The sequence below is a fragment of the Caloramator sp. ALD01 genome (assembly GCF_000472625.1).
GTDB classification, from domain to species: domain Bacteria; phylum Bacillota; class Clostridia; order Clostridiales; family Caloramatoraceae; genus Thermobrachium; species Thermobrachium proteoclasticum.
In genome coordinates, this window is sequence record NZ_AXAA01000002.1 from 1 (window position 1) to 26,282 (window position 26,282).

General features: G+C 30.2%; 15 protein-coding genes. 9 read left to right on the forward strand and 6 right to left on the reverse strand.

Annotation, left to right across the window (positions count from 1 at the left end; genetic code table 11):
• Positions 1-288: 288 nt before the first annotated feature.
• On the reverse strand, positions 289-693 hold the full coding sequence (locus tag A3M9_RS12915) for a M15 family metallopeptidase (protein ID WP_198011923.1): 405 nt from the start codon (positions 691-693) through the stop codon (positions 289-291).
• Positions 694-760: 67 nt separating this feature from the next.
• On the opposite strand from A3M9_RS12915, the gene A3M9_RS0101080 reads away from it, so the two are divergent.
• From A3M9_RS0101080 to A3M9_RS0101100, 5 genes are all read left to right on the forward strand, one after another.
• Complete coding sequence (locus A3M9_RS0101080) at positions 761-1,204, forward strand: DMT family transporter (RefSeq protein WP_035165633.1); 444 nt, start codon at positions 761-763, stop codon at positions 1,202-1,204.
• Positions 1,205-1,277: 73 nt separating this feature from the next.
• The gene (locus A3M9_RS0101085; protein WP_027307564.1) at positions 1,278-3,722 is read left to right on the forward strand and encodes a sugar phosphate nucleotidyltransferase; all 2,445 of its coding nucleotides are present in this window, start codon (positions 1,278-1,280) and stop codon (positions 3,720-3,722) included.
• A gap of 17 nt (positions 3,723-3,739) precedes the next feature.
• Complete coding sequence (locus A3M9_RS0101090; protein WP_051350538.1) at positions 3,740-12,223, forward strand: GH36-type glycosyl hydrolase domain-containing protein; 8,484 nt, start codon at positions 3,740-3,742, stop codon at positions 12,221-12,223.
• A gap of 104 nt (positions 12,224-12,327) precedes the next feature.
• Positions 12,328-12,972, forward strand: coding sequence for a deoxynucleoside kinase (locus tag A3M9_RS0101095; protein WP_027307566.1), 645 nt, complete (start codon positions 12,328-12,330; stop codon positions 12,970-12,972).
• 423 nt (positions 12,973-13,395) lie between these two features.
• On the forward strand, positions 13,396-14,163 hold the full coding sequence (locus A3M9_RS0101100) for a histidinol phosphate phosphatase (protein WP_156897853.1): 768 nt from the start codon (positions 13,396-13,398) through the stop codon (positions 14,161-14,163).
• A gap of 54 nt (positions 14,164-14,217) precedes the next feature.
• Here A3M9_RS0101100 and A3M9_RS0101105 read toward each other — a convergent pair whose 3' ends face one another.
• A complete protein-coding gene (locus tag A3M9_RS0101105; RefSeq protein WP_027307568.1) occupies positions 14,218-15,102 on the reverse strand; it encodes a MerR family transcriptional regulator in 885 nt (294 codons plus the stop codon).
• A gap of 254 nt (positions 15,103-15,356) precedes the next feature.
• Here A3M9_RS0101105 and A3M9_RS0101110 point away from each other — a divergent pair, with 254 nt between their 5' ends.
• The 3 genes from A3M9_RS0101110 to A3M9_RS0101120 are packed head-to-tail and all read left to right on the forward strand — an operon-like array spanning position 15,357 to position 18,573.
• Positions 15,357-16,289, forward strand: coding sequence for a MoxR family ATPase (locus A3M9_RS0101110; protein WP_027307569.1), 933 nt, complete (start codon positions 15,357-15,359; stop codon positions 16,287-16,289).
• An 11-nt stretch (positions 16,290-16,300) separates the two neighbouring features.
• The gene (locus tag A3M9_RS0101115) at positions 16,301-17,413 is read left to right on the forward strand and encodes a DUF58 domain-containing protein (RefSeq protein ID WP_027307570.1); all 1,113 of its coding nucleotides are present in this window, start codon (positions 16,301-16,303) and stop codon (positions 17,411-17,413) included.
• Positions 17,410-18,573 (forward strand): hypothetical protein, encoded by a 1,164-nt coding sequence (locus tag A3M9_RS0101120; protein ID WP_027307571.1) that lies wholly within the window; start codon positions 17,410-17,412, stop codon positions 18,571-18,573. The genes A3M9_RS0101115 and A3M9_RS0101120 overlap by 4 nt, the downstream gene beginning before the upstream one ends.
• A gap of 59 nt (positions 18,574-18,632) precedes the next feature.
• On the opposite strand, the gene glmS is transcribed toward A3M9_RS0101120, so the two are convergent.
• The 4 genes from glmS to A3M9_RS0101140 all read right to left on the reverse strand — a co-directional run bounded on the left by glmS (position 18,633) and on the right by A3M9_RS0101140 (position 24,432).
• Positions 18,633-20,462, reverse strand: a complete 1,830-nt coding sequence (glmS, locus tag A3M9_RS0101125) for a glutamine--fructose-6-phosphate transaminase (isomerizing) (RefSeq protein ID WP_027307572.1) — start codon at positions 20,460-20,462, stop codon at positions 18,633-18,635.
• A gap of 311 nt (positions 20,463-20,773) precedes the next feature.
• A complete protein-coding gene (glmM, locus tag A3M9_RS0101130; protein ID WP_027307573.1) occupies positions 20,774-22,120 on the reverse strand; it encodes a phosphoglucosamine mutase in 1,347 nt (448 codons plus the stop codon).
• 151 nt (positions 22,121-22,271) lie between these two features.
• Positions 22,272-23,912, reverse strand: a complete 1,641-nt coding sequence (locus A3M9_RS0101135; RefSeq protein WP_027307574.1) for a carbon starvation protein A — start codon at positions 23,910-23,912, stop codon at positions 22,272-22,274.
• A 22-nt stretch (positions 23,913-23,934) separates the two neighbouring features.
• Positions 23,935-24,432 (reverse strand): hypothetical protein, encoded by a 498-nt coding sequence (locus A3M9_RS0101140; protein WP_027307575.1) that lies wholly within the window; start codon positions 24,430-24,432, stop codon positions 23,935-23,937.
• Positions 24,433-24,584: 152 nt separating this feature from the next.
• Between A3M9_RS0101140 and A3M9_RS0101145 the strand changes: the two genes are divergently transcribed.
• On the forward strand, positions 24,585-26,282 hold the full coding sequence (locus tag A3M9_RS0101145; protein ID WP_035165634.1) for a sensor histidine kinase: 1,698 nt from the start codon (positions 24,585-24,587) through the stop codon (positions 26,280-26,282).

Below are 26,282 nucleotides of genomic sequence, written 5' to 3' on the forward strand. Positions count from 1 at the left end.
CGCCTTTTTCTAAAATAGTTGGTAATCCTATTATTTGTTTAAAGGATTCCACATAAGAAAAAGTTGCTACAGAAGTAACTTTGGTATCATTAAATTTTGCTTTCATGTTTAAAAATCTAATTTTCCTCTTTAAATTTTTTTGATTTTGTTGTAAACTATTCATAGAAATCACCCTTTTGTGTTTTGGTTTTGCAATTATATTTTAACACTAAAAAGGGATGATTTCTTTTAATTTTTTTGAACAAAAAATTCTTTAATTTCAATGCCTTTCGGCATCACTTGCCGAATTCAAGTATAATTTATACTTGCTCTTTCAGAAAAATCATCAAAATCTGAAGGCATTTCTACTTCTTTATTATTTATATCCACCAAAGTGACATCAACTGCAGCTCCTCTATTGTGAATTGAACCTCTCCAAGGTGGTGCAATATAGTCTTCATTTTTTACAGCTTCCCACATTATCCTTTGAACAGACAAAGGTCTATATGCATCCCAAACCTTAAGTTTAAAACCTAATTTTAATAGATATTCATTAGCTTTAATTAATTTTTTAGCTGTTCCATATCTTAATAAACATCTTTCATCTATATAAAATCTCCTTTTAAAAAAATTTCTATATGTAGCATACCTAATATCAAATATGATTTTATCCGTTAAAATCGATACATCAACTAAATCAAAATCACTTCTCATATCATCACCCCTTTTTATTATAAATAAATTACAAATCTTTGGGAATAATATATTTTGAGGTGACATTATGCAAAACACTTTACTTGGTATAGTTTTTTCAATTTTAGCTGGTTTTCTAATGAGTATACAGGGAGTATTTAATACCCGCTGTAGTGAAAAAATAGGTCTTTGGGAAACAAATATAGTAGTACAAATAACGGGTTTTATTTTTACTCTTGTTATTCTACTTATAGTTGGTAATGGTGATTTTAAAAAAATCACCCAGGTTAATAAGCTGTATTTACTTGGTGGTGTTATTGGAGTTCTAATTATTTATTTTGTAATGAGAGGAATTTCTGAACTCAGCCCAACATATTCAGTATCCACCATACTAATAGCTCAACTTATAACGGCTGCTGCTATAGACTTTTTCGGACTTTTTGGAACTGAAAAAGTACCATTCCACAATACTAAAATAATTGGGGTCATTCTAATGGTAGCGGGGATAATAATTTTTAAATTAAAGGGGTAATGAATAATTTACCCCTTTAATTTAAAAACTAATATATAGACATTATTTTACAAAAAACTGCGAGGTGACTTTAATGAAAGCTGTAATAATGGCTGGTGGTGAAGGAACAAGGCTTAGACCACTAACTTGTCATATACCTAAACCTATGGTACCAATTGCAAATACACCCGTTATGGAACACATTATAAATCTCCTAAAAAAACACAATATAAGCGAAATTGCAGCTACATTATATTATATGCCTGACAGTATTGTTGACTATTTTCAAGATGGCTCAAAATTTGGAGTTAATCTTCAATATTTTATAGAAGAAACTCCTCTTGGTACAGGAGGAAGTGTTTTAAACGCAGATAAGTTTTTAGATGGAACATTTATTGTAATCAGTGGTGATGCATATACCAATATAGACTTAACTAAAGCAGTTGAATATCATAAATCTAAAAATTCTAAGGCTACACTAATATTAAAAAAGCAGAGTATCCCCATTGAATATGGAATAGTAATAACAGATGAAGAAGGTAGAATAGTTAGATTTTTAGAAAAGCCATCTTGGGGCGAAGTATTTAGTGATACCGTAAATACAGGCATTTATATACTTGAACCCGAAGTATTTAACTATTATAAGAAAGGTGAAAATTTTGATTTTAGTAAAGATCTTTTCCCAAGGCTCTTAAAGGATAATGTGCCTATGTATGGTTATATAACTAACGAATATTGGTGTGATATTGGGGATATAAACTCCTACAGACAAACAAACTTTGATGTAATTGAAAACTTCTCATCCAATAAATATACAAAAATTAAAGAAGGTGTATACGTTGGCCAAAATTCATTTATACCTGAAGGAGTTGTATTAAAGGCCCCCTGTATAATTGGTGATAATACACATATATCTGAGGGGTGCAAAATTGAATCCTACACAATAATAGGAAATAACTGCTATATTGATGCCTTTTCTTCTCTAAAGCGAACCATATTATGGAACAATATAAAAATTGGAAAATCCGTCGAATGTAGAGGAAGTATAATTTGTGATTTCACTAAAATACAGGACTCAGTACATATATACGAGGCAACGGTTATAGGGAAGGATACACTTGTTGAAAAAAATTCAACAATTAAGCCAGGCGTAAAGATTTGGCCCGAGAAATTAATCCCATCTTCATCTATTGTAAATAGAAATATAATATGGGGAACAAAGCCCCAAAGAATAAAATTTACTGAAAATGGTATAGAGGGTGAATTCAATATAGAGATAACACCAGAAACTGCATCTTTAATTGGCTCTGCATATGCCTCAACTTGTAAAAAGCAATTACCAATACTCATTTGTACAAATGGTTCTCGTTCAGCGATTGCAATTAAACAGTCTATAGTTGCTGGAATTATTTCCTCTGGATACAGGGTTTTAGATTTAGAACACGAACCATTAAATGTGTTAAGATATGCAGTTAGATTTTATAAAGGTAGTTCTGGAATTTACATTTCATCTAAAAATACAGATAACTTGATAAACATACAGTTTATAAATGAATATGGTGCTAATATAGATAGAAAATCAGAAAAGAAAATAGATCAGATTTTTATTCGTGAAGATTTTCAAAGATGTAGTGCATACAATATAGGAAGCATTATTAATATAAAGAACTTTTATGAGTTATATATACAAAATTGTTTAAATAACATCAAAGGAATTGAAAAGATAAGAACAAAATCACCAAGAATACTTATTTCATCCTTAGATGAAAGAGGTGCTCTTATTGCTTCGCTTTTATTAGAATCAATCGGATGTAAAGTATCTGTAGACTACAACATAAACAAATTTTCAAATTTAGATGGATATGTAAAATATTTTTCTGAACAAGTTAAGTCTAACTTTTTATTTGGAGCTATAATCAACAGCAGTTGTGAAAACTTTATTCTAATAGATGAAAAAGGTGACTTATTACAACAGGATATTTATAAGTTATTATCCTATTTAATATCAATTAAATTTGGCGAAAAGGACTTAATAGTTCCATATACAACATCATTTGCTGTTGATAATATAGCAAATCAATATAACGTTAAAGTCACCAGAGTAAAATCAAATACTGCTGAAATTTTAAATCAAATGCTAAACAAAACAGATAATCTATATTTAAATGTTCAATATATATTAAACTTTGATGCTATTTTATCAACTGCTTATATTACAGCATTTTTGATTGAAAATAACATTACCTTAAGTGAAGCAGTTGATACTCTGCCAAAATTCTATACTAAACACCAGGAAATTAAATGTGCATTTTCTGATAGAGGAAGAATTATAAGACAAATAATTGAGCAGAATAAACAAGACAAGATGGAACTTTACGAAGGGGTAAAGCTTATCTCAGATAAAGGTTATGCAATAATTCTTCCTGATGACCATAAACCAGTACTTAAAATTTACATTGAAGGTTATAATCAAGAATTTGCTGATGATATTGCAGAGGATGTAATAAACAGATTAAACAGAATGCTCAAAAATCCATAATGGAAAGGAGCGATAGTGTGGCTTTGTATCTTGACAAAACTCAACCACTATCCACTAAAGGAGGAATTTTATCCTTAGATGAACTCAATAGGCACGCAACTGATATTGCAAAAGAACATAAAGTAACTCCAAACCACAATGATATACTTTTAACAAGATTAAATAATAACTTCAAAAACATAACTGATGTATATAAATATTTCTATGAAAAATCTAACAGTAATGTTCCTATATGTTCTGCTTCAGAATGGATTTTAGACAACTATTATATAATTGAAGAACAATATAAAATATTAACACATCAGTTAGATAAAAATTTTTTCAAACAGCTTTTATACTTAAAAAATAGTATATTTAAAGGTCTTCCTCGAATATTTGCAGTTTGCTATGAACTGATAAGCCATACTGATGGTCGATTAGACAAAGAAAATTTAACCTCCTTTATTGAATCTTACCAAAGAGTTGCACCACTTACTATGCAGGAGCTTTGGTGCCTTGAACCAATGTTTAAGCTGTCCTTAATAGAATATATATCCTCCTTATGCATTAAACTTTATACAATTCAAAAGACTTGGGATAAGGTTAGTCAATTTAATAATTTAGACAATGAAGAAATAGTTAAAATAGTATCTAATCATCTTGAGAATATGGAAAGTATTGACTATCACTTTTTGGAAAGAGTTTTGATTTACTTAAAGAAATCAAATAAATCAAACGAAGCTATAATGACAGTTATTAACGATAAGCTATTTGAATATGACATAACAGTCGATGATATTATCCATCACGAACATCAAGAACAAGCAAAACTACAGATGTCTATTGGAAATGCAATAAGCAGTCTAAGATTTGTTATAGCTCTAAATTTTGAAGATTTATTTGAAGAATTATCCTATGTTGAAAGAATATTAAGGCAGGACCCATCAGGTTTCTACCCTAAACAAGATTTTGAAACAAGAAGTTATTATCGAAAAAAAATAATGCAGATTTCTAAAAAATATAACCTCTCAGAAACCTTTGTTGCCAAAACTGCTCTTGAATGTTGTGAAAATGAAAAAGATACTATTAAACATAAACACATAGGTTATTATCTAATAGATAGTGGTATTGAAGAACTATTAAATAAATTAGGGATACATAACAAAATAACAAAGATAGGTTTAACCTCTTATCTACTCCCTATATTCTCTTTATCAATGTTAATAGCTATTTTATACTCTAAATTTGCCTACAATAACTCACCAATTTATTTAGAAAACTTGTATTTAATAATATCAATCTTAATAACACTACCAATAGCATTAAATTTATCTATAAACATTGTAAACAGATATATTTTAAATAACGTTGAAGCAAGTTTTTTGCCAAAGCTTGATTTCACAGAAGGTGTTCCAGACGAATGTAAAACAGTAGTAATCGTTCCAACACTTATACCAAACGTTAAAAGGGTTAAGGAGTTGATTAATAATCTTGAAATAACCTATGTATCTAATAATAGTGACAACATCTATTTTGTACTTCTTGGGGATTTAAAAGACAGTGAAAATGAAGTTGAAGAAACAGATAAAGAAATAATCGATACTGCTATAAAATTGATAAATAATCTAAATGAAAAATATAAAGATAATAAGTTTATATTTCTATGTAGAAAAAGGGTGTTTAATTCATCACAAAATAGGTATATGGGATATGAGAGAAAAAGAGGAGCTATATGTGAATTTAATAGATTGATTAGGGGATTTAATGATACAACCTTTAATGTTGTAGTGGGTGACATTGAAAAAATAATGGATGCAAAATATGTAATAACCCTCGATGCAGATACAAAACTACCAATTAATTCTGCCCAAAAACTCATTGGGACAATATCTCATCCACTTAATAGGGCTTTTGTTGATCACGAAAGAAAAATTGTTATTGATGGTTATGGCTTAATTCAACCACGTATGGGGATTGATATAGAGAGCAGTATTAAATCTAAATTTACCCGAATATATGCCTCTGAAGGAGGTATAGATACCTATAGTGGTGCAATATCTGATGTTTATATGGATTTGTTTAAAGAGGGTATATTTACTGGAAAGGGTATTTATGATGTAGATGCTTTTATGGAAACACTCGACACAGCAATACCAGATAATACATTATTAAGCCACGACCTTATAGAAGGAAGCTACTTAAGAGTAGGACTTGCAACAGATATAGAGCTTATTGATGGTTTCCCACAAAAATACAATTCATACGTATTAAGAATGCACAGATGGATAAGAGGAGATTGGCAAACAATTCTTTGGCTTAATAGGTTTATAAAAAATGCCTATGGTGAAAGAATTTTAAATCCAATTAACTCTGTATCTAAGTGGAAGATATTCGATAATTTAAGAAGAAGTCTTCTACCAATAAACTACAGTTTGACTATTATTTTATCTTTATATATATTTGGGGTTAATTCAATTTATTTTATTCTTCTTACACTATTTGATATATTTCTTCCTGTACTATTTAACTCATTTGACTTTATTAAACTTAAATACTACAAGAATATAAATAGAAGATTAAACAACAATATTATTTATGGATTTAAAAATATTTTATGTCAATCTATTTTAACAATAATCTTTTTACCATATGTTACCTATATATCCCTTGATGCTATTTTAAAAACTATCTATAGGGTATATATATCACACAAAAACCTGCTTGAATGGGTAACTGCTGCTGATGTAGAAAGAAACACTAAAAATACGTTAGAAAGTTATACTAAAACTATGTTACCTTCTGCAGTAGGTTTAAGTTTACTACTATTATTAAGCATAATTTTTAACATTAATAACCTCATTTTAGCACTACCATTTATATTGCTATGGATGTCTTCTCCTATAGTTGCCTATAGAATAAGTCAACCTGATATCAAACCAATTTATCAAGCATCTGAAGAAGACATTAAACTTATAAGAAAAATCGCTATGAAAACCTGGAAATTCTATGAAGACATTTTTAATGAAGAAAACAACTACTTACCTGTTGATAATATTCAAGAAGTACCTACAACTAAAATAGCACATAGAACATCCCCAACAAATATAGGATTTTTAATTCTATCTATGTGCAGTGCAGTAGACCTTGGATATATATCACTTAAAAAATTTGCATATATGCTTGATAAAACAATATCTACTTTAGAAAAGCTTGATAAATGGAACGGACATCTTTACAACTGGTACGATACAAGAACATTACAGGTACTTCATCCAAAATATATATCAACAGTAGATAGTGGAAACCTTGTTGCATACCTTATGGTTGCATCATCCTCAATTGATGAATTTTTAAATAAAAATCCTTTATCATATGATTTTATTAGCGGACTTCAAGATATAATGGATTACTACGAATGCAACTATGACATCTCAAAGGATTTAGACATCTTTACCATATTAAACAAGCTAAATAACAATATTAACGAAGAACATATATCAGACTCGATAAAGGACTTCCTGCAGTATTCTAAAATTTATCCAAGTTTAATAAATACAAACAAACTTGAATTTTTAAATCATAAAGATGAATATAAAAAATTATTAAATCTTACCGAAAAAATAAAGACTGCAAAATTAACAGAACTACCTCTGCTGTACAAAGATATATCTTATGAAATATCTCAGTTAAAAAACATTATCAGCAATATTGAATATGAAATACTTAAATTACTTGATGAAGAATTAAATCTATGTAAGAAAGATGTAGAGACTTTAATAAATTCATTATATCGCTTAAGAAACAGACTAAATGAATTTGTAACAAATACACAATTTGCTCCTTTATACGATAAAAAACGTGGTCTGTTCTCTATAGGATTTGATGCAGATAATAATAGGTTAACTAATTCCTACTACGACCTTCTTGCATCAGAAGCAAGAATAGCAAGTTATCTTGCTGTAATAAACCGTGAAGTTCCTGTTAATCACTGGTTTAAACTTGGAAGGTCTTTAACAGAAATTGATGGATATCTAAGTCTTGTTTCCTGGACTGGAACTATGTTTGAATACTTTATGCCCGCCATAATTATGAAAAATTATACAAACAGCTTAATTGATGAAACATATAAAACTGTAATAAGAGCTCAAATAAATTATGGTAGGGATAGAAAAGTCCCTTGGGGAACATCAGAATCGGGATTTTATGGTTTTGACATATTACTTAATTTTCAATACAAAGCCTTTGGGGTACCAGCACTTGGTTTAAAACGTGGTTTATCTAAAGATATGGTTATATCACCCTACTCCACTATTCTTGCTCTACCCTTTAAACCTCGTGTTGCCATAGAAAATATAAAGGAATTGCTAAAATATAATCTATTAGGAAAATATGGATTATATGAAGCAATTGATTTTACACCTGATAGAACAGATAAGACTTCAAACTATGGAATAGTCCAGAGCTTTATGGCACATCACCAAGGTATGATACTTACATCTATAAACAACTATTTAAACAAAAATATATTAATTGAAAGATTCCATTCTAATCCAAAAGTTATTGCAGGTGAATTTCTACTACAGGAAAAAATACCTGTTAGAACAATAATTACCAAAAATATCAAGGAAGAAATAAAACCTCTTGAAAAACCACAATTTATGCACGTAGATTTTACTAAAAAGCTTGGTATGCCAAATAGCCTAATTCCTAAATGCCACTTAATTACAAATGGCGACTTTTCTGCTATGCTTAGCAACTACGGCTGCAACTTTTTAAAATTTAAAGACATATACTTAAATAGATGGAGAGATAGCCTAACAAACAAAAAATATGGTTTGTTTGTATACCTAAGGGATGTAAACGAAAATATAATTTGGTCAAATGCAATTGAACCTACATCAAAAATTCCTGATAAATATGAAGTTATTTTTAACGATGACAATGTAAAAATCTCAAGAACTGACAAGGATATTGAAACTACTACGGAAGTATGTATAAGTGCAGAGGATAACTGCCAAGTTGAAAAAATCATAATAAGTAATCTATCAAATTATGAAAAAACAATAGAAGTAACAAGCTATATGGAAATCACACTATCAAGTTTAATGGCAGATATCGCTCACCCAAGCTTTAATAATTTATTTATTAGAACTGAATTTTTAGAACAATACAACAGTATTATTGCATCAAGAAGGCCAAGAGAACACGGTAAAAGGACAGTATGGGCATTCCATACATTATGTACAGGTGAGTTCTCTGAAAATATTGAAATCGAAACTGACCGCTCTAAATTTATTGGAAGAGGCAACACTCTTTTAAATCCTAAAGCATTGAATATGCCTCTTACTAATACAACTGGTGCTGTATTGGATCCAATATTTAGCATTAGAAAGAGAATTATATTAAAACCAAATTCTTCTGTAACACTTGCATATATAACAGGAATTGCAGACAACAAAGAACATTGCATTGAATTATGTAAAAAGTACTCCGAATTTTATAACATTGACAGAAGCTTTAGTTCTGCATACCTCAGGGCACAAATGGAGGATAAATATTTATCCCTAACATTAAATGAAAAGGAAATTTTTTCAGAAATATTGAATCACATACTTTTTGTAACAGAAATAAGAAGAAGGTATGAAGAACATATTAAGAACAATCAAAAGGGTCAATCTTCACTTTGGGCATATGGAATATCTGGAGATTTACCTATAATGCTTGTTAAGATAAGTAAAGCTGACTATATTGACATAATTGAGACATTAGTAAAATGCCACGAATACTTTAGAGTTAGAGGTCTTCTAACCGACCTTGTAATTTTAGTTAAAGAGGAAGGTGGATATTTACAACCTTTACAATCTCAAATAAGGGATTTAATAAGATACAACAACAATTTAGATCAACTTGATAAATTCGGAGGAATATTTATAAGAAGCATAAATTCAATGCCAAAGGAAGACATAGACCTATTTTATTCAGTTGCAAGAATATGTATAGATGCAGATTTTGGTAATATACACAAGCAACTAAGTCTAGAAGAAACTCCTTTAAATTTAGTAAAGCTTAATAAAGTAAATAGGGTTTATGAGTTTAAGGAACTACCTATTTACAATGAACCACTACAAATATTCAACGGATATGGTGGGTTTAATACAGATGGTCGCGAATATGTAATTAAATTAAACGACAATACCTACACCCCTATGCCTTGGATAAACGTTGTGGCAAATAATAGATTCGGGTTTATTTCAACTGAATCTGGCGGCGGATACATCTTCGCTGAAAACAGCCGTGAAAACAAATTAACTCCCTGGAGTAATGACCCTATTATTGATCCAATATACGAAACTATATTTATACGCGATGATGATACTGGAGATTACTTCACAGTGACTCCAAAACCTATAAGGCATCAAACTGAATATGTTATAACATATGGCACAGGGTATGTTAGGTATAAACATCATCATAATGGGTTAATTGGTGAACTAAACTGTTTTGTTCCAAAGGATGATATGTTAAAGATATCTCTACTTAATTTAAAAAATATTAGTAATGCAAAACGAAAACTATCTATATTCTATTACGTAAGACCTGTTATGGGAGTAACCCATTATTTAACCAATCAATTTATCGTTAGTCAATTTAATAAAGACCTTAACTCATTTATATTTAAGAACAGCTACAACACAGATTTTCCAAACAGGTTAATGTTTGTTTCATCCTCTGAAAAAATAGTTAGCTATACTGGTAATTTAAATGAATTTCTTAATGACGAAAATAAACTTGATTGCCCTGATGGGCTAAACTACGAAACCTTAAGTAACACTACAGGTGCCGGTTTTAATCCTTGTTCAGTAGTTCAACTTAAATTAGAGATAGAACAAAATGAAGAAAAAGAAATATCCCTATTTTTAGGTAATTGCCTAAACTTTGAAGATTTGAGTAACATTATTGATAGGTACAAAGATGTTGGTATGTGTAGGCAAAAGCTCAACGAAGTAATATCTATGTGGAATAAATTACTAAACACCATTAGGGTTACAACACCAAGCAAACCATTTAACATACTAATGAATACTTGGTTGTTATATCAAACTTTATGTTGCAGAATATGGGCAAGATCAGCCTTCTATCAGTCTGGTGGTGCATATGGATTTAGAGACCAACTACAGGACGTCTTAAGCTTTATAAATCTTAAGCCTGAAATAGCTAAAACACAAATTCTACTCCACTGTGCACATCAATTTGTAGAGGGAGACGTTCAACACTGGTGGCATCCTGGAAGTCACGACAAAGGAATAAGAACCAAATTCTCAGATGATTTGTTATGGTTACCTTACGTTACAGCTGAATACATCTACAAAACAGGAGATTATGACATTTTAAATATCGAAGTTAACTATTTAGAGGATGAACCACTTGATGAAAAGACTGACGAGAGATACGGTATACCAAGAACATCACAAATAAGAGGAAGTGTTTATGAACATTGCATAAAGGCAATAGAACGCGGTCTAAGATATGGTGAACACGGAATACCTCTTATGGGATGTGGCGACTGGAATGACGGAATGAATACCGTAGGAAACAAAGGAAAAGGTGAGAGCGTATGGCTCGGATGGTTTTTAATTGACATACTAAATAGGTTTATACCTATTTGCGAAAAGCTAAATGATAATGATAGAGCTGCAAAATATAAAGAACATATGCAAAAGATATTAAATAGCATCGAAGAAAATGCTTGGGATGGAGAATGGTATAGGCGTGCATATTTTGATGATGGAACTCCTCTTGGCTCAAGCATTAACCAAGAATGCAAGATTGATTCCCTTGCTCAATCTTGGGCTTTGATATCAAATGCTGGAGATAGAGAAAGAGCCCTTAAAGCAATGGATGCAGTTGAAAAATACCTTGTTTCCTACGATGACGCTATAATTAAACTCTTTACACCAGCCTTTGATAAAAGTGATTTAAACCCAGGATACATTAAAGGCTATGTACCTGGTGTTCGTGAAAATGGAGGCCAATATACCCACGCTGCAACTTGGGTTATACTTGCCTACACAAAATTAGGTTTAGGTGATAAAGCATTTAAACTGTTTGATATGATCAATCCAATAAACCACACAACTACACAACTTGAATGTTCAAAATATAAAGTAGAACCCTATGTTATGGCGGCAGATGTATATGCAGTTGAACCCCACATAGGTCGTGGTGGTTGGACTTGGTATACTGGTTCTTCTGGCTGGATGTATAAAGTAGGCCTTGAGGGTATATTAGGTTTTAATAAACTCCAAGATAGAATTGTAATAAATCCTTGCATCCCAAAATCCTGGAAAGAATATGAAATATCCTACACCTACAACGATACTACCTATAATATAAAAGTTGTAAATAATAATGGAAAATGTTCAGGTATTGACAAAATTGAACTTGATGGTAAGGTCTTAGAATTTAGCTACATTCCTTTGCTTGACGATAAGAATGAACATAAAATTACAGTATTTATGTAAGGGGCAAATGCCCCTTAATTTTTTGTAAAATTCTGCCCCTTGAAATTGATACTATATTTAAATTATACTATTAAAGACTGACTAAATTTAAAGGGGAGAATATTATGTTTTATCAACAAGCCCTCAGCAAGATAGACAAAGGAGGATTTTGGAATATGTTAGTAATTGATGGAGTTGTAGGTGCGGGAAAAACTACCTTGATGAATATATTAAAAAATGAAGGATTTGTTCCCTTTGAAGAACCAGTATATAACAATCCTATTCTTGAAAAATTTTACTATGATAGACATAGATATAGTTTTCCACTTCAAATTTTCTTTTTAAATAAAAGATTTAAACATATAAAGGAAGCAAGCCTTATTGAAAATGCAGTTATGGATAGAAGTATTTATGGAGATGTTATATTTGCAAAAATGCTTATGGAAAGCGGAGAGATGTCAAGGGAAGAGTTCGACTTATACATAGAATTATTTGAAAATATGATTGAACATTGTCATCCTCCAAAGCTTATGGTTTATTTAGAGGTTTCAGTAGATGAGGCCATTAGAAGAATATACCAAAGAGGTAGAGAATACGAAAAAGTTGTTGAACGAGCTTATTGGGAAAGACTAAATAAGCACTATCAGGATTATTTTGAACAATACTCTATTTCACCTATTCTTAAAATAAATGTGGACAATCTTGACTTTGAAAATAATTTAAAGGATAGAGAATACATTATAAATTTAATAAAGCAAAATTTAAGATAAAGATGAGGATTATGTATCCTCATCCAAATTATTGACAAACCTAATTGTTAGATAAAATCTGAAAAAGCCCCATGAAAGGATTTCAATAGGCTCTTTCATGAGCTTTAGCAATTCTTGCTTTTCGGCTTTGAAAAAGTCCGTAATTCGGCACAGGACGTGCCGAGCCGAGCGGCCATCAGGACGATGGCATCGCGAGGGTAGGACTTTTTCAAACAAAGAAAAGCTTAGAATTGNTTNGCNAAATGAACCGATGCCCAAGAAATCCTTCATGGGGCTAATTAATACATAACTTTTTCAACAGCCTGGATTAAAATTATGTCTCCTCATCTTTTTAATCTTTTAATAAAATTTATTTTTATCTTTATAAGACTACAAATGTGATATAATTATATTGTTTGTAGTATTTTTTAGGGGGTAAGAAAAATGATATTTGATTGTCATATACATTCAACCTTTTCAACAGATTCTAAAATGCAAATTGAAGATGCAATAAAAAAAGCAAAGGAAAAAGAAATTGGACTTATTGTAACAGACCATATGGATATTAATTATCCTATTGAAGGCAGTTTTATATTTAATTGTGAAGAGTATTTTAATGAATATGAAAAATATCGTTCTAAAGAATTTTTAATAGGAATAGAGCTTGGACTTAGAGATGATTGCATTTATGAAAATAAAGAATTAATTAAAAAATATCCCTTTGATTATGTAATAGGCTCAATCCACGTTGTTGATGGAATAGATATTTTCCAACCAGGTTTTTATGAAGATAGAGAAAAAAAAGAATCATATCTTCATTATCTTAATTTTATGTATAGGTGCATTAAGGAATGTGACTTCATTGACAGTTTAGGTCATATAAACTATGTAACAAGGTATGCAAAATATCAGGATACTGAACTATATTATAACGATTTTAAAGAAATAATAGATGAGATTTTAAAAATTATTGCACAGCGTGAAAAGGCTGTAGAAATTAATACAAGAAGACTTGAGAATAAAATAACTTCACTTAATATGCTCGATATATTAAAAAGGTTTAAAGAGCTTGGAGGGAAATATGTTACTATTGGTTCTGATGCCCATAATATCAACTCAATAGGTGCAAATTTTGATATAGCAATAGACCTTGCAAACAGAGCTGATTTAAATATAGTCTATTTCAAAAATAGACAACCTACTTATATATAAAAAAAGCCTTAATTTTAGGTAACTATTACCTGAAATTAATATTTGTCAGCCTTATTACTTATAATAGTTTTCAACCTGAATGTTATAATTTTTTAAAAACTTTTCATTTGCAACTTGTAATTTTTCAAAATACTCTCTATAGGAATCACTTAATATTTTAAGATTTTCTATAAATATATCGTAATAACCACTCTGCTGCTGAAACTCCAACAACAATTTCTGCATCTTATATCCTAAAGAATTTTTATATTCATCTGTATTCCTAATTTCTAAATATTTAACTATATCTTCTTTATTCCTTTCTAAATATTCATCTGTATTTTCTACCAAATCCATTATTGTTTTATTTATCCTTTCCATATCTTCTTCCTTCATCTCTTGAAGTCCCTGAATTAGAAACTCCTCCAGTTCAGTTGGGAAATCTAAATTTATAACTGTATCTAAATATTCAATAATTTTTTTATATGCTTCTTCCTTTTCAGGAGTATCAATCTTCTCATTTAAAAATGGTCCAAAGTGTATACTTAAATACAATCCAAAACTTCCTGGAAATGATTGTAACAACTTTTCTCTAATTGTAAAATTTTTTTCGATATTTTCTTCAATATACTTCATAGCTTGATTTATATCATAATCCCTTATTAGATCTTCTAAACATTTTTTCTTAGCCAAAGACTTTTCAATTTCTAACTCCATTTTATATCTACATTTTTCCAAAGTGGCAGTTTTGTTGGTACTACCAAGTATATCTTTAATATCTCTAACACTAAAACCTATCTTCCTTAAAACCCCTATTTCTTTTAAAATAAACACGTCATCTTCTGTATAGTTTCTATATCCATTATCCTCTATTGCTGGAGAAATCAACCCTTGTTGTTCATAATACTCAATTGCTTTTTTAGTTAATTTACATTCTTTACAAACTTCCTTTATATACATAACCATCACCTCTTGTAATATATCATAAACTAAACCCTAAGGTGATAGTCAATACCTATTTTGGTAATTTATTATAAATATTCTATTATTCATATAATTTATTTTTTATTGAAAGTTACTGTTATCTTAATAGAAGTAAGCTGTTTCTAATCCACTACTTTTTTCATCTCCCCACTCCATTAATAAATTAATTAAATAATGTGGATATGATTTATATGTATATGTTATTATATTACTGAAGGGAGTGGTAACAAATGAAGGAATTTGTTAATTTTTCTAATAGAATAAAGGAAAATGTATGTAAAGTTATAGTTGGCAAGGAGGAAATAGTTGACCTTTTGACGGTTTCCCTTATATGTGGTGGGCATATACTTTTGGAGGATGTCCCTGGTCTTGGAAAAACAACTTTAGTTAAGGCCTTCTCAAGAAGCTTAGGACTTAATTTTAAAAGAATTCAATTTACTCCAGACCTTATGCCCTCTGATTTAACTGGTATAAATTATTATAACCAAAAATCTATGGAATTTGAATTTAAAAGGGGCCCTATCTTTACAAACATACTTCTATCAGATGAAATAAATAGGGCTACACCTCGTACACAGTCAAGTCTTCTTGAGGCTATGGAAGAAAAGCAGGTTTCAGTTGATGGTATTACATATATTCTTGAGAAGCCCTTTATGGTTCTTGCAACTCAAAATCCTATTGAATCCTTTGGGACATTTCCTCTGCCTGAGGCACAGCTTGATAGGTTTTTAATGAGAATTTCATTAGGATATCCAACTAAAGAGGAGGAAAAGGATATAATAAAAAGATACAAAGAAGAAAATCCTCTTGAGGAATTAAAGCAAGTTGTTACTAAGGATGAAATAGAGTATGTTCAAAGAAATTTTAAATATGTAAAGGCATCCGATGAAGTTTTAGACTACATACTTGATTTAATTGAGTTTATTAGAAATTCTGAAGAAGTTATACTTGGTGCAAGTCCCCGTGCAACCTTGAGCCTTTTTAAAGCATCTCAAGCCTATGCTGCAATAAATGGAAGGAATTTTATTATTCCTGAGGATGTAAAGTTCCTTGCTCCCTATGTTCTAAACCATAGAATAATAACTAAAACAAAATCTAAGTCAATGTATTCGTTTGTTTTAAAATGTTTAGATAATATTAAAGTTCCACTTGAGGAAATTTAGGAGGAACTCATATGCTTTATGTACTTTTGTTTTTATTAATCCTCTTTTTCTTTCTAAACAATATTATGCAAAAAATAATTTATCGGAATTTATTCTATAATATATACCCTTCAATGGAAGTTATTGAGTTTGGTGAAGAAGTTAAATTAGTTTTTCAATTAGAAAATAGAAAAAAACTACCCATAACCTTCCTTGAAGCTTTTTTAGAAGTGCCAAAGGGTATGTATTTTAAAAATAAAAAAAATAAAATAACAAATGAAATGTATTTCAGCTTTCAAACAGTACTTATGCCCTATCAAAGAAAGGTTAGGGAATATACTGTCCTTTTTAAAAGACGAGGACTTTATGTAATAAATAATGCGTATCTGCAGGTTGGAGATATTTTAGGTCTCTCTACAAAGGAAATATCCTTTTATATAAATAAATCTGTGATTGTATTGCCTAATAAATTGAATTTTGAGGAGGTTCTTATACCTTATGGAAGTACTATGGGAAATATATCGGTTAAAAGGTTTATATTAGATGATCCAACAATGATTGTAGGACTTAGGGAATACACAGGCTTTGAACCTCAAAAAAACATCCACTGGCCTACTTCCTTAAGATTAAACAAGCTTATGGTAAAAAATTTTGATTACACTACAGATAGTACAGTTATGATTGTTGTTAATGTAGAAAGCTATAAGCCCTTTTACTATAGCATTGACTCTAAGAAAATCGAAGACTGCATATCCATTGCAAGGGATATATGCGAAAAACTCCACGACAGTAAAATTCCCTATGGTATATCAATAAATTCACAGATTACAAGTTCAAACAATGAAATAATTCACTATGGACTTACTGAACACCACAGGTACAATGTTTTAAAATTGCTTGGAATGGCAGATTATAATATATCAATGCCCTTTGAGGATTATTTAGAATATTTAATGCCTATATGTTCAAACTACAGCTCATTTGTCCTAATTCTTCCGAAGGTTTTTGAGGAATATATTTTAAATATTGAACGAATATCAAAAGAAGTAAACAAGCTTATAATAATTGCAGCCTCAAGGGATAATCTTGAGCTTTTAAGTTCAAACAACATTGAAACCTACGTAATAGGAGGCGATTTTAATTGAAATTGATTTTATTAAATAATGTATTAAACAGAGTCTCCTTTGTGTTTTTGGTTTTGTTTTCTATTTTTACTATAAAAGATGTAAATATACTGTTTTTGTATACGTTATTAACAGTTAGTATTTTTACAATTATGGATTTAGATTCTTTTTATATATATCTTTTTCTTATTATACCCGCTATTTTTTATAGAAGTAGTGAAACATTTTTATTTATACTGTCCTATACAATAATGCTATATTGGCTTTTTAGAAATAGAAAAAGCCTTTTTGACTATTACTATTTTAAAGACTACTTTAAAACAGCCAATAAATTAATTGGGGCTGCAATTTTTATTCACATTATTATTTATATGACCTTTAAGGATATAACCTTCTACGGTAGTATTTTCTTAATTTTTTATACAGTAACATCTGTCCTTCTTTTAAGAATTCTACGGGTTTTTAAAATTGATGGAGATGTTAAAATAAATAAATTTAATGCTATATTAATGTCCTCTCTACTTTCTTTCTCAATTATTTTATCAATTCCACAGATAAGAGGATTTATCTTTAAAATGCTGTTTTATTTATACTATTATGTCACATTAACCATAGCCTACGTGTTGGCCTTTTTTATATTTTCCTTTATTAAGATATTTACATTAATATTTGGGGAAGTAAATATTAGGTTTAATTTGGATAATATGCCTAATATTAAGAATTCATCTAATGAGTTTATAAAACTTGCACCTAACAAAAATACTCTAATAGATGCTATTTTAAATTCACCTATTATAGGCCTTATTATAAAGGCTATATTATTTTTAATATTTATTTGGATTGTGGTCTCAATTTTAAAAAGAATAAGCATAAGCAGCAATTCTGATGATGAATTTGTTGAACTTAAAGAGTCTATAAAGATTACTGAAGTAAAAAAGAAACAAAAAAAATATAACCTTGATGATAAGGTTGAATATATCAGATTTAAGTATTTTAAATTTTTAAAGAGCTTAAAGAAGAATAAGATTGATATACTCTCCTCTGATACAAGCCTTGACATAAATAATAAGGCCAAAGGTTTATGGGATAATTTAGATGAAATAAGAAATATTTATATTAAAGCAAGGTATAATAATACTGGTATGGATAAGGAATTGGTGGATAAGATATTTAAAAAGTAAATATCCCTGTTTCCAAGCAAAAAAGTTCCATCTTGATTTAACAAGATGGAACTTTTTTATTATTCAACTGTAACTGACTTTGCTAAGTTTCTTGGTTTATCTACATCACAACCTCTTTCTACTGCTGCATAGTATGATAGAAGTTGTAGAGGAATTACTGATAAAACTGGTGCAAGTAGTGGCAGAGTCTTTGGTATATAAACTGCTTGGTCTACTACCTTTAAAATATCTTCGTGTCCATCAAATGCAATACCAAGTACCTTTGCTCCTCTTGTAACAACTTCCTTAATATTGCTCACCATCTTATCATATAAATCTTCTTGTGTTGCAAGTGCTATAACTGGAACTCCCTTGTCAATTAGAGCTATTGGTCCGTGCTTTAATTCACCTGCAGCATACGCCTCAGCGTGGATATATGATATTTCCTTTATCTTAAGTGCACCTTCTAGTGCTACTGCGAAATCAAGCCCACGACCAAGATAGAATATATCCTTATGGTTATAGTTCTTTGCAGCAAACTTTTGTATTTCTTCCTTTCTCTTTAAAACTTCTTCTGCCTTTTCAGGAAGATTTAAAAGCTCATCTCTTATTACTCTGTATTCTTCAACTGACATTTTACCATTTAATCTTGCAAGATATAGTGCAACTATATAAATTGCAATTAGCTGAGTAACATAAGCCTTAGTTGAAGCAACTGCAATTTCTGGTCCTGCCCAAGTATATAGTATATCATCTGCTTCTCTTGCAACTGAGCTTCCTACAACATTAGTTATAGCAATTACTCTTGCTCCTCTATTCTTTGCTTCTCTAAGTGCTGCTAAAGTATCTGCAGTTTCTCCTGATTGTGATATTACCATCATAAGTGTTCTTTCATTTATGATTGGATCTCTATATCTAAACTCTGAAGCAATATCAACTTCAACAGGAATTCTTGCAAGCTTTTCTATAACATACTTTCCAACAAGACCTGCGTGGTATGCTGTACCACACGCTACTATATAAATCTTGTCTATATTCTTTAGGTCTTCTGCAGTAAGCTTTATGTCATCTAAAACTATATCATCAGAATCTGCTACTATTCTTCTTGTTAGAGTATCTCTTATTGCCTTAGGTTGTTCGTGGATTTCCTTTATCATAAAGTGTTCATATCCACCCTTTTCTGCAGCTTCTGCATCCCAAGTAACGTGGAATATTTCCTTATTTACTGGTAGGCCTTCCTTAGTCATTATTTCAACCTTATCTTTAGTTAAAACAACTATTTCCTTGTCGTTTAATAAATATACATCTCTTGTATATGCAAGTATTGCTGGAATATCTGAAGCTATAAAGTTTTCTCCTTCACCAAGACCTACTATAAGTGGGCTATCCTTTCTAACTGCTACCATCTTATCTGGCTCGTGGCTGCACACTACTCCAAGTGCGTAAGAACCTTCTATTTTATCAAGTGCCTTCATTACAGCCTTTACTATATCCCCTTCATAGAAGTAGTCTATAAGGTGTGGCACAACCTCAGTATCAGTTTCTGATTTAAACTCATATCCTAAAGTTTGAAGCCATTCTCTAAGTTCAAGGTAGTTTTCAATAATTCCATTGTGAACAACGCTTATTGTCATATCCTTATTGTAATGTGGGTGTGAGTTTACATCTGATGGCTCTCCGTGAGTTGCCCATCTTGTATGACCTATACCCATTGTACCTTCAATTGGATTTTGATTTAATTTATCTTCAAGATTCTTTAATCTTCCTTTACACTTTTCAATATTTATTCCCTTTTCGTTTATTATAGCAACTCCTGCTGAGTCATATCCTCTATATTCAAGTTTTGATAAACACTCTACTAAGAGTGGCGCCGCTTGTCTTTTACCAATATATCCTACTATTCCACACATATTAAGTCTCCTTCCATTCTGTTTTTACCTGACCTGGCCCCTTTGTCCCTAAAATTGCTTTTAGGTTTTGTCTGGCCGCTTTCGGTGGTCAACCGCAGGGCATCCGCCGATAGCTCGATAAACCCTGTCCTCGTCAACTTACCAACGGTAAGTCCCGGCGCTTTATATATTTTAAGCTATATATTTTTTGTTTTTCTCACCTCCCTTTAAGATTTCAAAAACTGCCTCATAAGAGGCAGTTTTACTTACATTATACAAAACTTATTAAAAAAGTAAAATGTTTTTTTGTTTATTTAATAAATTATTAAAAATTATTTACTTCTATCCTCTATAAGCTTTGCTAAATTCTTTGCCAGCATATCTATTTCTTCTTGATTTTCTCCCTCAAGCATAACTCTAACAAGTGGTTCTGTTCCTGATGGTCTAATCAAAACTCTTCCTCTTCCTTCTAACATCTTTTCTAATTTTTCTATTTCAGCAACTATAACCTCATCTTCAGTATATGCATATTTCTTTTCATTTGATACCTTTGCATTTACTAATACCTGTGGTAGCTCCTTCATAATTGAAGCAAGCTCTGACATCTTCTTACCACTATTTTTAAGAGTTGCCGCAACCTTAAGTGCAGTAATTAAACCATCTCCTGTTGTATTGTGATCAAGGAATATTATATGTCCTGATTGTTCTCCTCCTATTTTATAACCACCCTTTATCATTTCCTCTAAAACATATCTATCTCCAACCTTAGTCTTTACTGTATTAATCCCTTCTCTTTTACAAGCAATATCAAGCCCCATATTGCTCATTACAGTAACAACAAGAGTATCCTTATCAAGTTTTCCTTGCTTTTTCATTTCACTTGCAATAATTGTCATTATAAAATCACCATTTATTATGTTGCCCTTTTCATCAACAGCAAGACATCTATCTGCATCCCCATCAAAGGCAAGCCCTAAATCGCATCCCATATTAACAGTAAAATCTTTTAGCTCATTCATATGAGTCGAACCACAGTTTTTATTAATATTTTTTCCATCTGGATTATTGTGTATTACAAAAACTTCAGCTCCAAGTTCCTTAAAGACCTTAGGTGCTATATAATAGGATGCTCCTTCTGCACAATCAAGTGCAATCTTCATTCCATCTAATCTTGTACCTACTACTTCCTTTAAAAATTCTATGTACAAATCAACTGCATCTTCTCTATGTTCTCTAACACCTAAGTCCTCTCCTGTTGGTGAAGGTACATCTACAAGACCGTTATTTATTATCTCTTCTATTTTATCCTCAACTTCATCAGGAAGCTTATATCCATCTTTATTAAAGAACTTTATTCCATTATATTCAACTGGATTGTGGGACGCTGAAATTACAACCCCTGCATCTGCACCAAGCTTTCTTGTAAGATATGCAACTGCTGGAGTTGGAACAACACCAACACAAATTGCGTGTGCACCTACTGACATTATACCTGCAACAAGTGCACTCTCAAGCATATCCCCTGATATTCTTGTATCCTTACCAACTATTATAGTAGGCTTATGAGCTCCCTCTGTTAAAACATAAGCACCTGCTCTTCCTAATTTATATGCAAGTTCTGCAGTAAGTTCAGTATTTGCTATACCTCTTACTCCATCAGTTCCAAACATTCTTCCCATATTTATCCTCCCAACCTATATTAAATTCTAACCTTACTTATAATACCATACAATTAAATAATATTAAAGAGGATATATAGATGAGTTGTGAACATTTTTTAAATAAATAAAAGTGCTATGACATTTTAGTCATAGCACAGATTGTTGTAATTTATGCTTTAACATCTGTCTCCTTTGAAGACTTTGCACCACTTAAAACCTTGTATGTCTCAACTATTAACTCTATCGCAAATATGAATAGTAAAATAGCTATAACAAATAATACATAGTTTTTAGCTTTAAAGAAGTTTATAGTTAAAAGTACAAGTGCTGTCAATGTAACTGCAAACATAAATATCATTGGAATTATTGTCATTATATTCTTCTTATTGTTTCTTGCAAGCCAAGCAGTTACAGCAAGAAGTGCAAGGGCTGATAGTAATTGATTTGCTGTCCCGAATATAGGCCATATCTTTTGGTAACCAAACATTAATAACAATGCTGAGAATAAAACTGTCAATAGGGTTGAAATATACATATTATTTAATTTTGATTCCTTACCAAATACTGTTTCTACATATTCTTGGAAGATGTATCTACCAAGTCTTGTTGCTGTATCTAAGCTTGTTAATGCAAATGCTGTAAATGCAAGTATTATAAATACTTTACCAACTTCAAAAGGTATTCCTATCTTGGACATAAATGTTGCAACACCTGATGCAAAAATAACCGCTGGTGCACCCTCTGCCTTTGCAACATAGGCAACTGAAATAAGTGCAATTATTGCAAGGAAGCCTTCTATTAGCATAGCACCATAGCCTACAAGCTTTGCATCATCTTCTTTATCTATTTGCTTTGCAGATGTACCTGAACTTACAAGTGAGTGGAAACCTGAAATTGCACCACAGGCAACTGTAACAAATAGGATTGGGAATAGATATTGAACACCTGCCTTTGTAGTTACAGTAAATCCCTTAAATGCCTCAAGTTGAAGGCTTGGTCTCATAACAAGTATTCCTAAAAATCCACCAATTAACATTGCATAAAGTAGGAATGAATTTAGATAATCCCTTGGTTGAAGAAGTAGCCATACTGGAAGTGTTGATGCTAAGAAGATGTATATTAAAAGTACTACATACCACGCCTTTTTTGATAAAGCTATAAATGGGAATTTATATCCAATATAAATAGCAAGGAATAAGAAAATTACACCTATAACTGTTGATACTGCTAAATTATATCCCTTTCTATAAACTAAAAAACCAAATAAAATTGCTAAAAATATAAATAATACTGAAGCTGTACCTGCTGCAGGTCCTGCTTGGAATCCTTTAACCTCTGGATTATATGCAAAGGCTGATGCAACTATATCTGTAAATGCGGCAACAACAAGTATTAAAGTAAGCCAAGCAAATGTATTAAACAGTTTCTTTCCCTTTTTACCTACATTTACTTCAATTATTTCACCTATTGACTTACCTCCGTGTCTTATTGATGCAAGAAGTGAACCAAAATCGTGAACTGCACCAAAGAAAATACTTCCTATTACAATCCATAAAAATACTGGAAGCCATCCAAAGATTGCTGCTTGAATTGGACCTGCAATTGGGCCTGCACCTGCAATCGAAGCAAAGTGGTGTCCTAAAAGTACCTTAGAATTGGTTGGAACATAGTCTACATTGTCAAAATTTGTGTGGGATGGTGTAGGTCTCTTTGGGTCAATTCCCCACTCCTTTGCAAGATACGCACCATAGGTCACATAAGCTACAAGAAAAACTATGATGCCAATAAAGATAAGCCATAAAGAACTCATAAAAAAACCCCCTTTTTTTATTTTAAGGTGTAATTTGATACACCTTTTTAACCCTTTTACCCTCCCTATTGCATATAATATCTTGTCCATTTAAACCTACTGCCAATAGCCTTGTGTCAAACCAACCTCTAATTCCAAATAAAAATGTCTTTGAAAGTTTAAACCTTTTTATTATATCTACAGCTTCATCCTTTATATCATCATATAAAATAATTCCATTTATATAGGTTGACATATGTATCTTTGTTGGATTTACATATTCCTCTGATACTTTTTTTAAAAAATGCATAAACTCATTAACAGCATTTTCATCAATAAATTCATAATGTTTTACAAAAACATACTCATAATTTTCAAATTTATCTATTATATCATTTTTAGTTAAAAGAGTCCTTGCATTTAAACTATAATGTTTTGCAAACAAATCTAATTTATAATTCAAAATATCTTTATCAAATTCTATATCAAAATGTCTCTCAAATTTTTTTGCTATGTAATTGATGTAGTAATTTTTATTCAAAAAAACCCCCCCTATTCTTTTATATATTATCTTCTACAAAAAATTATGATTTCCTGCCTATCAACTATTTATTTTTTTAAAAATTAACAATATATAAAATATTATGTATTATTATTTTTGTTATGGTATAATTATCTTAAGGGGTGGTCAATTTGCAATATAAAAACAGCTTCAAATATGACATAAAAAAAACATTTATGTTATACACAATACTACCAATTGTTGTACTTGCACTCTTATCATATTTAATATCAATTTTTATTTTTATCAATAACACTGCATCATACAACTTAAATCAAAATATATATCTATCAAACTCTCTAAATCTATATTTTAAAGATTATGAAAATGCATTAAATAAATTTTCAAAAAATCCTCTAATTATAAATAATATAAAAACCAAGAAGCCTAATGTGGAAACATATCAAATGCTCTATAGTTACATAAATTCAACAGGTATAAAAACCTATTTTTATATATTCGATGAAAACAAAAATATAATAATGTCAAACACCAACAAAATACCTGTGTATGCAGAAAAAAATAGATATAATCTTGGAATTTTATCACGTTTAAGCGATTCCCATCAAAATAAACTAATTGAATGTAACATTGATTCAACTAATTTTCAAAATACAATAACTTTTGGAACAACAATAAAAGAAAATGAAAAAGTTCTTGGATATTTAACCTTTGATATTTATGCAGACTCTCTTATTAAACACTATATTTCAGATTATGCATTAATAACTGTTTTAACAGATAAATATGGAAATGTTCTTTTTACAACAAATACATTGCCTATAACTAAACAAGGGAAACTTGAAAATTATATAAAAGATAGTTCAGGCTTTATTAAGTATTTAAAATGCTACTATTTTATAACCCAAAATAAAATTTATAACAGTGAATTTAATATATACACAGTTAATTCGCTTGCTAATATGATAACTGTTTTTAAAATAATAGGTATTTTACTTGTTATTTTCATAATTGTTTTAATAGCATTTTTAATGTATTCCTCATCAAAGGTTTCTAAAAACAAAACTAAAGATTTAGATATGATATTAAAGGCATTAGAAAATGTTCAAAACGGCAACCTTGATACACGTCTTAATATTAAAACAAATATTGAATTTAAAACTATTTCAGATGCCTATAACAAAATGCTCGATGATATCAAAAATTTAATTGAACTCAATAAAGAAGAGGCAAAACATAGTATTATATCAGAAATTAAACAATTAGAATCACAATTTAATCCTCATTTTCTTTTTAATACACTTGAAGTAATAAAATATATGATAAAAACAAATCCTCAGGATGCAACAAAAATGATTTTAAACCTTTCAAAAATATTAAGATATAGTATTGATAATAGTTCCTCTGAAGTAAATGTAATTGATGAACTAAACTATACAACTTCATATTTAGATATAATAAAAACTCGCTTTAAAGAAAATTTTGACTATAATATAAAAGTAGACAAGCATCTTACTATTTGTTTAATCCCTAAACTAATATTTCAACCTATGATTGAAAATTCTATTGAACACGGATATAAAGGTGATAATATCCTCTATATTGATATATCAATTCAAAACAATAACGATTTTTTAATTGCAAAAATAAAAGATAATGGAGCAGGAATTAACAAAAATAAATTAGAAGAAATAAGTAAGATATTAAAAAATAATAAAAACAATAGCAATCATTTAGGTATATATAATGTACATAGAAGAATACAGCTTTTATATGGAGATAAGTATGGAGTTGAAATTAATAGTATTGAAAATATAGGAACAGAAGTCACCATAACATTACCTTTAATTTTAAAAAAGGAGTGTTGA